Raw genomic sequence first — 12,466 nt, 5'->3', positions numbered from 1 at the left:
TTGTCATCAAACCTGCTCAGAGTGACCAATATCAGTGACAGGGGCCTGCGTCCCGTGTCAGTCTGATGTCCTGCAGGCCCGGTCTGCATGACATTGCTTTGCAGCCTGACCGGAACCTCTGCACGACAGCAGGTCGTACCTATTACCCCAAGGCAACAGGAGCACAACCGTATGGATAAGAAATCCCCCGCCACAGGCAAATGTCCCATCATGCACGGTGGCAATACCGCCAACGGCAATTCCAACATGGATTGGTGGCCGAATAACCTGAACCTCGACATCCTGCACCAGCACGACCGTAAAACGAACCCGCTGGGCGACGACTTCAACTACGCCGAAGCCTTTAAAAAACTCGACCTCGACGCGGTTAAAAACGACCTGAAAGCCCTGATGACACAAAGCCAGGACTGGTGGCCAGCCGACTGGGGCCACTACGGCGGTTTAATGATCCGCATGGCCTGGCACAGCGCCGGTACGTACCGCATTGCCGATGGCCGCGGTGGTGCCGGTACCGGTAACCAGCGTTTCGCCCCCATTAACAGCTGGCCCGACAACGCCAACCTCGATAAAGCCCGCCGCCTGTTGTGGCCGATTAAAAAGAAATACGGTAACAGCCTGTCCTGGGCCGACCTGATCATTCTGGCCGGCAATATGGCCTATGAATCCATGGGCTTTAAAACCTTTGGTTTTGCCGGTGGCCGCGAAGACATCTGGCATCCGGAAAAAGACACTTACTGGGGTTCAGAAAAAGAATGGCTGGCCAAATCCGGCAGTGAAGGTAGCCGCTATTCGGGTGAACGCGACCTGGAAAACCCGTTGGCCGCCGTCATGATGGGCCTGATTTATGTGAACCCGGAAGGCGTGGACGGTAACCCCGATCCGCTGAAAACCGCCCATGATATGCGCATTACCTTTGCCCGCATGGCCATGAACGATGAAGAAACCGTCGCCCTTACCGCCGGTGGTCATACTGTAGGTAAATGCCATGGTAATGGCCGTGCCGAAAATCTGGGGCCGGAACCGGAAGCCGCCGATGTGGAAGAACAGGGCCTGGGCTGGAACAACCACAAAACCCGTGGCATTGGCCGCGATACCGTGACCAGCGGCATTGAAGGCGCCTGGACCACCCACCCGACCCAATGGGACAACGGCTATTTTGAACTGCTGCTGAATTACGACTGGGAACTGAAAAAGAGCCCGGCCGGTGCCTGGCAGTGGGAACCCATTAATATCAAAGAAGAGCACAAGCCGGCCGACGTGGAAGACCCGTCCATTCGTCATAACCCCATTATGACCGACGCCGATATGGCGCTGAAAATGGACCCGGAATACCGCAAAATTTCCGAGCGTTTTTATAACGACCCGGCCTACTTCGACGACGTATTTGCCCGCGCCTGGTTTAAATTAACCCACCGCGATTTAGGCCCGAAAGCCCGTTATTTAGGCACCGATGTGCCGGCCGAAGACCTGATCTGGCAAGACCCGGTGCCGGCCGTCAGCTATACCCTGAACGATGCGGAAATTACCGACATTAAAAACACCATTCTGGCTTCCGGCCTGAGCGTGGCCGAACTGGTCGCCACCGCCTGGGACAGCGCCCGCACCTTCCGCGGCTCCGACAAGCGCGGCGGCGCCAATGGTTCGCGCATTCGGTTAGCACCGCAGAAAGACTGGGAAGGCAACGAGCCGGAACGTCTGCAAAAGGTACTGAAAGTGCTGGAAGGCATTCAGGCCAAACTGGCAAAACCGGTGAGCATGGCCGACCTGATTGTGCTGGCGGGTACGGCAGCGGTGGAAAAAGCCGCTAACGACGCTGGTGTTAACGTAACTGTGCCTTTCGCACCGGGCCGTGGTGATGCTACGGCGGAGATGACCGATGTGGAATCGTTCGAAGTGCTGGAACCACTGCACGACGGTTTCCGCAACTGGGTGAAAAAAGACTATGTGGTGACGCCGGAAGAAATGCTGCTCGACCGTACCCAATTAATGGGGCTGACCGCGCCGGAAATGACGGCGTTAATCGGCGGCATGCGCGTGCTGGGCACCAACCACGGTGGCACTCAGCATGGCATATTCACCGACCGGGTGGGCGTGTTGAGTAACGATTTCTTCGTCAACCTTACCGACATGAACTACCGCTGGGAACCGACCGGCAAAAACACGTACAACATCGTGGAGCGCAACAGCGGCAAAACCCGCTGGACCGCAACGCGGGTTGACCTGGTGTTTGGCTCCAACTCCATCCTGCGCTCGTACGCTGAAGTGTACGCACAGGATGATAACCGGGCGAAGTTCGTGCACGACTTCATTAATGCTTGGGTGAAAGTAATGAACGCCGACCGTTTCGATCTGAAATAACCGGCTACCGGCGGCGTGTACGCAGCAGCAGAAGCTGCATAACCGTACCGTCGCCGTTATCATGGGCACTTACCGTTCAGATAAGTGGCCCATGGTTTCTTCCCCGCAAAATTCTTCCATTTCAGATACTCCACCACCCTGCCCGGTTTGCACCCACGGCAGCCGCTATTTTATGCACGCCGGTCAGCGCGACTACTGGCGCTGCGAACGCTGCAAAGCCACTTTCCTCGACCCGCAACAATTACCCAGCGCCGAAAGTGAGCAGCAGGAATACCAGCTGCATCAGAACGATGTGAACGACGACGGCTACCGCCGCTTTTTAATGCGCGTAAGCGAACCGCTATTACAACGTTTACAGTCCGCGCAACAAGGGCTGGATTACGGCTGCGGCCCCGGTCCGGCACTGGCCGACATGCTGACTCAGGCCGGCCACCAGATGAGCCTTTACGACCCGGTGTTTCAGCCCGACACCGAAGCACTGCAGCGCACCTATGATTTTATTACCTGCACCGAAGTGGCTGAACATTTTCATCAGCCGGCACAGGAGTTTGACCGCTTAAATACGTTATTAAAACCCGGCGGCTGGCTGGCGATAATGACCAGTTTCCAGACCGATGACAGCGCCTTTGCCAACTGGCATTACCGCCGTGACCCGACCCATGTGGTGTTTTATAAAGAAGATACTTTTTATTGGCTGGCCAGCCACTACGGCTGGCGGTGTGAAATTCCGGTAAAGAACGTGGCGCTGTTACAGAAGCGCCACGACCGGTAATAAAAAAGAAATTATTTCAGCGGAGTAAATTCATAGCCACTACCTTTGGCTTTTAACTCACCCACGGCCGAACCGGGCAGATGGAAACCGCCCACCAACGCTTTTTCACGAATAGCCAGATCAGCGATACGACGACGGGTTTCACGGGCTTTTTCGGCGTCCATATCAAACTGCACGCTCCAGTCCGGGTTACGCACAAAAATTGCGATATTGGTGGTATCGGCCCAGTACAGCAGCTTACGCTTGCCGCCATCAATCATATAAGCGGTATGGCCCGGCGTATGGCCGGCAGCATCCAGCGCACGGATTCCCGGCACCACTTCATCACCCGGCTGCACTTTCACAACGCTATCGGCCAGCGGGCCAAAGACGCGGCGGGCAGCATTAAACGTACCACGGCCGGCTTCCGGGGTTTGCGCCATGCGTTCGTCATTCATCCACCAGTCCCACTCACCCGCCGGCACCATTACTTTGGCATTGGGGAAGGCCAGCTCGCCGGCTTTATTGCGCAGGCCATTGATATGGTCGCCGTGAAAATGGGTGATCAGCACCGTGGTGACCGATTCAGGTTCCACACCCGCCTGCTGCAGTCGCTGCAGCAACAACCCCATAGTCGGGCCGCCAAACTCACCGTGGCCGGTATCAATCAATACCCGCTCTTTGCCGATATCCACCAGCAGCGGATTAAACGGAATATCAAAACGATCATCCGGTAAACCAACGTCGCGCAGCGCCTGGGTTACCTGCTCCAGTGGCGCGTTGGTAACAAATTTTTCATCCAGCGGGCGTGCATACACACCATCGTTAATCATGCTCACTTTCGCCTTGCCCAGATCGACCTGGGTTACACCCTCCGGGGCGGCCTGCAGCGCCAGCGGTGTCGCCACACACAGGCTCAGCAGCGCGTTACGCAGCCACTGCGTCACCGAACCGACCTGCTGCTTTGGTAATGTTTGTACAGTCATAGGTTGCGCTCCCAAGGGTAAAAACTTATACACTGTAGCCTATCTGCCGCGCCTGCATACTCCGACCGCGCTCTAACAGACTGTTCTGCCAGGCTGAATCTGCTGCCGTTACTGCCCCAGCAAGGCAGCAATCCCCAGACCAGAGGCAACGCCAGCAATCGCACCTGACACAATAGCATTCACCGGCCCCACTCTGGACTGCAGAAAATAAAACACGGCAAAAGTCACCACGCCCCCGGAAATATGCACAGCCTTACCCAACAGACCCGCCACAAAAGCACCCAGCATCCACCCCCACTGGGTAGTGCGCAGCACTGGCCTGGCATCCGCGTTGTTATTCGTCTCTTGCTCCGGCAAACCGGCGTTGTTATCAGCACTCACCCTAAAACTCCCCTATTAACATCAATTTTATAATCACAGCACTACCAGCATGACCACTGGCTGGCATAAAGCAGCCGGGCTGGGCGCAACAGAAACGAACGATAACGGGATAAACACCAAAGCTCCATTGGCCAAAATGATGAGAGGATGGGTTGTCGGCAGTTGCTGGGTAATCCCCCCATTTTTAACGGGGTTCAATCTGTCAGATCCATGCTCATATATCTGACATTTCAAATCTGATCTTGGCCAGAAGCCGCTTTGAGATCTCCAGTAGCCATAAACACCTGTTGCGTCACGGCAGCCTTAAGGTCAGACGATTTTTTCAGGGGAACGAAAGAGGCGGCGGCCCAACAGCAGGGCCTGAAGGAAGAAACCCAGCATTCATGCGGATTTCAGGCATAAAAAAACCCAACACAGGGTTGGGTTCTTTTAAATGGTTGCGGGAGCCGGATTTGAACCGACGACCTTCGGGTTATGAGCCCGACGAGCTACCAGGCTGCTCCATCCCGCGACAAATTGCTCTGCTAAGAGAGACTTAAACACTACTGCTCTGACCACAAAAAACGTTGGTTGCGGGAGCCGGATTTGAACCGACGACGGTTATGAGAATTACAGCACAAGATCACAAGGAATGATCTTAAAATCCACAAAACACCCTAAATCGCTCACTTACAGCCCATTCTCAGCTTCAGACATTGATCAATCAATGTGCATTAAGATCGATAAATCCTTGCTTATGGCACAGATTTGGGCACAGAATCCCCCCCCAAAGCGAAGACCTTAGGGGTACTTGAATGAGCCAACCGTGCAATGGAGGGCAAACAAAAAGAGAGACCAACCTCCCCGTTAGTCGCCATCTGGAACCATTTTTTCAATGGTCAGAGCAGCGGACTCTTAGCTCCATCTGGAAAGCCGTTTACATATGCCTCGGACTGAATCATACCGCCCAGAGCTCGGCCAGCCCCTCCACGCTACTAGCAGAGCTGGGCCGTCCTGAATCCCAGCCCATTATCCATAAATGGAACAGCCACCCTGTTGCAATTGAGCTGATCAGATTTCTGGAGGCATTCAACTCAGACGAAGAATGCCGTCGTCGCTTCTCGCCAGTCAGCCACTCAGGCTCTGCCGATAGGACGAGAAAGCAGTTCCCCAAATTTAAGGAAACCACCTATCTGCTAACCATGCTGGTAAACCCGCTATCACCAGCAGATAGCCAGGTCCACCTCCAGCAAAGACGAGAACTCCGACTCTGGCTGAGTATCCAGAGCATCGAGCGGGTCATCCGTCATCACTACCATGGCGATCAAAAGCTCAGTGCTGTATGCCGTTTTCTGATTCTGGGGCCGGAAGACTCGAAACGATGGAAATTCATCGACGAACTCCTAACAAGAGCCAGTCAGTTACAAGAAGACCGAGAGCACACGTTCGAACACTATTCCCTGGCGCTGAGTAAAACAGCAGAGATGCTTCTGCTGGGTAGCGGAGAAAGCCTGGAGCTTAGCTGTTCGGGGTTTCTGAAAAACATCATTGCCATCGCAAATGACGAATGTCTCCCCAATCTAAACTCCCAGTCGACTGGGATTACAATTCCCGAACTCAACGAGCTAATCCCCCCGGCGCCTGTTTCATTCTGGCTGGGGGACGATGAAAACGAACTGCAGTTCATTCCCATTCAGACGTCTAATCAGTCTGAACAAGTCCAGAACCCAGAAGAAGAAGAAGAAGAGGAATCTGAAGCCCTCGTATTAACCTCCGTCGACCCCAGCCTAAGCGAAGAGCAGCAACTGGTTGCATCGCACAGCGTTTTACTTCAATCCGCAGAGGCCAGCCACTATTTAGCATGGTCTTGGGATCAGGTTTTACCAGTGGAACGGGACCGGCTCAATGAGTGGATTCAGGGAAATTTAGAGCACACTGATCCGCTGGTCACGCTGGGATCAGCAGTATGCTGGCTGGCCCTGAATTATGGCCGCTCTCTCGCGTTTGCCATCCAATTTCCAATTTCAGATAACAGTCAGGATGAGTGGACATTGAATTCATCCCTGACCCAAATTTCTAAACAGGTGACACGACGACAGAGTGCCTGGAGGCCAAAGCCTGAGTCATCACATGCAATTCTAAAATTTTCTGATGAGATGTCTTTTGACCTGCCCGAGCCTGTTTCAAACGCGCTGAGGACTGCAGCTCAAGCAGTAAGTTTCCAGCCAAAGAGTCTCCAAGACCTCTGGACTGCAGTTTATACAAATGAACAGCCCGTCGTTTGGTTAAACAAGAACCTGCCAGAGTCATTAAGCCGCATATCCAGCGGTAAGCTGTTCAATCACTTGTCCCAACAGGTGTTCAACCGGACCGGCGATCACAATCTGGCACGAGGTATTTCCGCCCATCCGAACGCCGGGCTTCCTGCCGCCTGTGGTTACGGCAGTTGGGATATAAAAACCATCGAGACAGGATTGGATACAGAGGTCGCAGGACCTGCTCGTGAGTTACCCAAACATACTCTGCTGGTTGGTAGCCTGTTAAATCCACAAGAAGAGCTGCTGCAGTCTGAAATCGCCAAGGCGACAGCCAGACTAAGAGAGCCTGAAGAATGTGCGATTACATACCACAATCGTTTTGCACAGTACGTCGTAACCGCATTGTACGCAGCAACTGGAAGCCGTTATCTGAAGGATCCGTTTGAAAGCCTGAGTTGTTTCAATCTGGATCGTTGTTTTGTATTTCTAAACGACAAATCGGATGAAGGGCTACACGACGGCCGAGTGGTGCCACTGCCCCAGAAGGTTATTGCGATATTCAGAGAATATCTGACTCATCTGGAAGCGTTATCGCGAATTCTCTCCAATTTCAATCTTGATCTGTCGCGCAATATATACGCCCTAACCCAAACTGAATCTGAAACCCCCTCGCTACCACTGTTTTTTCAGTTGGATGACTCACTAAACTGGCGCAGCATGTCTGAAACCGGCCTACCCGGATCAGATCTTTTTAACTGGCCATTACCCAGAAATTTGTTCCGCCATAGATTCGGCCAGCAACTGGACAGACAAGGTGTTCATCCAGAGGTGATCGACGGGTGGATGGGGCATGCCGAACGACAAGCCGCAAGCTATGGTGACTATTCCCCTCGCTGCAGGAAAACCGATACTGAGAAATATCTAAAAGAACTGGATTTCATTTTTTCATCGTTGGGATTCGAGCTGATTGAAAGCAAGGTTTCATCCACTCGTCTGCCTAGAGCATCTTTATCCAAAAACCCATCTCCCATTCAAAGCAGACTGTTTGGCGAGCGATTACGTAAGCAGCAACGAACACGTGCTCTCAAAAAAGCCATACACTCTGCCAGAAAGGATATTGATGATTTTCTCGAAAAAAGAAGTTTTAAAGACTTAAACGAAGCGGATTTAAGCAAGCTCATTAAAAAGATGCTACTGCGTGATGGTGGCATTGGCCATCATTTCGCAGCAGTACGATTCTCTGTCCTGAAAAAAAGGGTTCTGAAAGAAAGCCCGGAACAAAATCACCATATCCGAAAACGTCCAGCCGCAACCCAGCGCGAGCATGTTGCCCTGAATCGTAGCGTTGCTAAAGCTAGTTCCCTGATTCACCAAATGCAAAAATGGGCACAGGAGATATCCACTACGCGCAGCTGTCGTTCAAAAATCGAAGCCGCCATCATCGGTACCTTACTGCTGTGCATTGAAAAACGCGTAAGCTACCAACGTATGTTACTGGATATAATCAGTGGGCAAAATTACCGCCTGATTCAATTCAAGCGCCAATCATTTATCGAGTACAGCGAAGAGCTAGAATCCGACAACCCGTACTGTCCGGTTCAACGCCACGAGATCAACTACCAAACCGCCACCTTACTGAGTTACGCACTCGAAAGAAAAAAAACACTGGACCTTACTAATCTACCGCAGTCGTCAGAATTGGAATCGCTTTGCATGCTCATCCAGGTGCCCTCTGATATTGCTCCAACCGAATTAATCAGCAAGGTAGCCCTGGTCATTGAGCAAGCAAACCTATTCGAACTGCCCGGCATGGTTGCTGCTGTTCTAGCTGGAAGGGTGTTAAGTACAAGCCTGCCGATTCAGGATCACCTAAGGATTCTGGAAAAGCACCCCAGATCCTATCCTTCTGAAATCACAGGACAAGAGTCAGCAGACCAAACAGAGCTAGTCAAAATTCTTTCGGGTCGCCAGTTGGAAAAAGATGACTCAAAAATCAAAGAAAATACGAAGGAATTCCGTTTAGCCATCCAAAGAGGGCTTAACAATTATCAGCCGTCAACAGCTCGAACCGTCGCCAAAAATATTGAAGAAACCTGCCAGGCATTCGAAGGCAAAGTCAGCAGTGCCATTCTACTTGTTGGCCACTGGCTGGTTTCAGTCATTCGTCGCGGAAAAGGACGAGGTAAAAAATTCATCCCATTGGCTGAATCCACTGTCCGTACATATTTCGGGTCTTTAATGACGCCATTTGAAAAGCTTGCCTATAATGTTGATCTGATTTCTCTTGATGAGGAGTCTGTTACCAATCTGTATAACCAGATGCTTCAGTACCGCATGATCAAAGCTCAACAGGTTGGTTACTTTGGAGACCGTCTGGTAGCGTTTCATCGCTGGGCCAGCCATGCCGGGGTTGCCGAAGTGGATTGGTCTGAATTGAATCTGGCATCTGATAGACGGGTCGTGCGGCCGGGCATTCTGACAGAACAGGACTATCTGAATGCGCTAAGGCGGATCCAACACACTTACCCTGATTACGACCAACATTTGATGCTCAGCTTTGTGCTGATTATGTCCTATCGTTTTGGGTTGCGCTTGAATGAAGCAACTGGCCTGCAGGCCAAAGACCTGTGTGAGTATCGAGGAGAACAATGGGTACTCGTTCGCAATAACCGTTTCCGGACACTAAAAAGCAATAATAGCCGCCGTGTAGTACCGCTACTATTTAATCTGACCAAAGACGAAATCGCCGTTATTGAAAAGGTAATAACCCGTCTTCAAATGTTGGCAGGAGCCGATAAAAACCAGCCACTGCTTGTTGAAATCAAGAATGGAAAGATCGTTCAGTCATCGATGATCGGATTAATTTCTCCAGCGTTAATCGGTGTTATTCGTGAGGTGACAGGGAATCCGAACCTGGTACTACACCACTGCCGCCACAGCTTCCACAACCGCGCTGCAGCGATTCTTTTAGGAATCCGCTCTTCACTCACAGAAAAGCTGCTGACAGACGTTGATCAACAGAGTTTTAAAGAGATCGTTCTCGGGCCACAAAATGAATTATCCAGACGGTGCCCAATGGCGTTAGCGAGACTCATGGGTCATCATTACCCAAGTACCGGTATGAGCAGTTACAACCACCTGCTGCTGGAATGGGCTGATCAACTCACCCCTGTCACCTCAGCACGAACTCGCAAAATCAGTAACGCATTCGATGCTCAAAATCTTGAGAGGTACCACGCGCCCAAGGCACCCAAACAGAGACCATTGGAATACCAACAACCTACGCTGCTCAATTTATTGAAAACACTCAGATTGGTCTCATTGGGACGAACATTCGAGCAAGCTGGTGTAGCCAATCAGCTGAATCCTGACTTTACCCGGACTATTGAAACCGTATTTTACAACGCTAATTACAAAATGAGATTCAAACGTCGCGGAACAGAAAGCGGGATGATACAAGGATCAGAACACCCCAACTTGCTTATTCACTACATCTCTGATGATGCATGGATTCGGATGATGGAGGCCGCTACCAGATACCAGAGCAAACTAGAGCTAAACACTGAGACAAGGTTTCCACCAATCAACATCCTACCGTCATTGGTTGGAAAAAAACGTCAATTGCTGATGGAAACAGCAGAGCATTGTCATCTCGTAAAGTGGACTATAGATGTTTTTGAGATCGACGAAAGTCACTACAAAGTAGCGGCTGCAAACAACAATGAGCGGGCCATTCAGTTACTGACCAGCTCGGGGTTCAAAGTCACTAAACAAGAAGAAGCCTCGGCCCTTAACGGACCACTGACCATTGATAGTTTTGAGGAATATGACGGAACCGAAAAAATTGGATCTCGCACCATGTTTGGCGTATTGAACTTAATACGAAATGATCAGGGTGTAATCAGGAATAGTAATGAATTAGCAGTAGCATTTACTGCGCTGGGACTAACGCTATCATAGTACGTCGACAATAAGGCGATCCTCACGGATAAATTTTTTTGTTGGGATCCCCGCGCGATCTCAAGCGGTAGAAAGTAATTTTTCTAATTACAAATAACTATGATATACCAGAGTGGATCGAAATAAGTCCATGACAAGACATGTATTGAGCCCACTTCAGAAATTAGCATACTCTAAAGAAATTACACAGAACCATACGGTAAACTTCAGTCATTAATGATTGGCTAAGGCTAGGTGACGGTTGTACACCATGCGCGACCTGTTGGCTGATTTAAACGCGTTGTTGTCGCACCAGTAGGCAGGACAGAGTCTTTAGGGGGGGGTGCTGGTTGGCAATACTGCTTATAGGCTTGAGCAGCATGATATTCAGATGCAGCCCCGACATGGACGCGACAATAAAAAGCCCGAGCGGCCAGATATCTGACGGCTCGGGCCTGTACCCACCCCTTACCCGTTTGTACACAGTGTACGACAGCGATTTGCGATATCTTGTTGAGTCCAGCCTTCATTCAAAGCCAGCCGCACCAGTTCTTTGGTTTGTTTGAAGGGGCGCTTTTTCTGGTTCCTACTAAGCTTCTTTTCATCCATTTTGTCAGAAATCACATTTTTAAAAGAGAGGCAGAAGGATATGCCCTCCTGCCATTACGCGTCTACTTACCTTTACGATTAGGGTTTAACTGCTTCCCCCGATTTCCCTGGTTTTTGTCGTAGGTGATATTGGTACCAGATGTTCCCTTGTTTGAGTTCTTGATATCTGCTTGGTGATTTGACTGCTTGGCCATGGCTTGGCTCCAGTTGTTGAATGAGCCTTTACAATAGATTCAAGTAAGTTTCGTGCAACTGATGATTTAGCGATAAATTACGATAATCTGTGATATTTTCAGAAATCTGATCCCAATGAGTGAATTCACAGTTGAATCGAGCTCATTCCAGCTCAAATTGCTCATCCATAGCGATCTCAGCAAAAAGTACTTCTTTTTTCTGGTTTTTTCCCTGCTGCTTACCTCCTGGAATAGTTCTTGCTTTATATGTGACCGTCTTCTTCGCTAAATAAGCCTCAGCTAGCACCCTATAAATATTTGGATCAGAACATAGGAATTCTATTTTATCTCCTGATAGACGATTATTAAGTATCGGGAAAATAAAAACCTCATTCTTAGAGGTTCGAAATCCGTCAACCAATCCGCTGCCTGATATATCAACAGACACGAATTCACGAGGCTGAGCCTCTGCAACACGACCGGAAATAATGATCGGATTCTGTTCATGCAGGTCTGCTGAAACAGAGAAGCTTTGCGCCAAAGGTCTTCCACTGTGCGTCTTGAGAAACTTTTCAATGGGTTCGTTTATGTAGTCGAGCATATCAAGCATCTCCGACTGCGATTCACTAACCGACCTGGAAAAAAGGTCTTCATTATCCTGAGTTATCCGGGCCAACACATGACAAGCGAGTGTATGGAACTCCTGCTGATGCTGGATACTCAAAGGTTGGGTCGTTTCGAGTGTAGCCAACCATTCTTTGCTTGATCCTGAGCCTGGACGCGTTACATGCGGGTGTATCTCGAAAACCAGAGATTCTTTTTGCAATGAATTCAAGGTATGTGCAGCCAATACCCGCTTTATAAATTCCAGAATTTTCATAATTCCCATTGGGATCAGAGTTGACTGCTCGAATCTGAGGTGTTCCTGATCCTCAACTACGTTGTTCCCCTGAAACCTGACAACCAAGACCACTGTCCCAAACTCTGATGGCTGCAGTTTTTTTACGCTCATAAACTCTGTCTCTGACGGCA

The 12,466-nt window shown here is 50.4% G+C and carries 6 protein-coding genes and 1 tRNA gene; 3 read left to right on the top strand and 4 right to left on the bottom strand.

Annotation, left to right across the window (positions count from 1 at the left end; all coding sequences use genetic code 11):
• The first annotated feature begins 171 nt into the window (after positions 1-171).
• Together katG and GJQ55_RS04595 are read left to right on the top strand one after the other, a co-directional pair.
• The gene (gene katG, locus GJQ55_RS04600; protein ID WP_228346334.1) at positions 172-2,358 is read left to right on the top strand and encodes a catalase/peroxidase HPI; all 2,187 of its coding nucleotides are present in this window, start codon (positions 172-174) and stop codon (positions 2,356-2,358) included.
• A gap of 172 nt (positions 2,359-2,530) precedes the next feature.
• Positions 2,531-3,130, top strand: coding sequence for a class I SAM-dependent methyltransferase (locus tag GJQ55_RS04595; RefSeq protein ID WP_228346333.1), 600 nt, complete (start codon positions 2,531-2,533; stop codon positions 3,128-3,130).
• Between the two features lie 11 nt (positions 3,131-3,141).
• Here the strand turns inward: GJQ55_RS04595 and GJQ55_RS04590 are convergent, their stop codons facing one another.
• The 3 genes from GJQ55_RS04590 to GJQ55_RS04580 form a co-directional block, all read right to left on the bottom strand.
• Positions 3,142-4,095, bottom strand: coding sequence for an MBL fold metallo-hydrolase (locus GJQ55_RS04590; protein ID WP_228346332.1), 954 nt, complete (start codon positions 4,093-4,095; stop codon positions 3,142-3,144).
• Between the two features lie 108 nt (positions 4,096-4,203).
• Positions 4,204-4,476, bottom strand: a complete 273-nt coding sequence (locus GJQ55_RS04585) for a hypothetical protein (protein WP_228346331.1) — start codon at positions 4,474-4,476, stop codon at positions 4,204-4,206.
• 434 nt (positions 4,477-4,910) lie between these two features.
• Positions 4,911-4,987, bottom strand: a tRNA-Met gene (locus tag GJQ55_RS04580).
• A 283-nt stretch (positions 4,988-5,270) separates the two neighbouring features.
• Between GJQ55_RS04580 and GJQ55_RS04575 the strand changes: the two genes are divergently transcribed.
• Positions 5,271-10,673, top strand: a complete 5,403-nt coding sequence (locus tag GJQ55_RS04575) for a site-specific integrase (protein ID WP_228346330.1) — start codon at positions 5,271-5,273, stop codon at positions 10,671-10,673.
• Positions 10,674-11,597: 924 nt separating this feature from the next.
• On the opposite strand, the gene GJQ55_RS04570 is transcribed toward GJQ55_RS04575, so the two are convergent.
• Entirely contained in the window at positions 11,598-12,446 is an 849-nt protein-coding gene (locus GJQ55_RS04570; RefSeq protein ID WP_228346329.1) for a hypothetical protein, read from the bottom strand.
• Between the last annotated feature and the right edge of the window lie 20 nt (positions 12,447-12,466).

The organism is Venatoribacter cucullus, from assembly GCF_016132445.1.
GTDB classification, from domain to species: domain Bacteria; phylum Pseudomonadota; class Gammaproteobacteria; order Pseudomonadales; family Oceanobacteraceae; genus Venatoribacter; species Venatoribacter cucullus.
The sequence above is the reverse complement of the archived record's forward strand: the minus strand, read 5'-3'. Positions and strand labels throughout refer to the sequence as shown.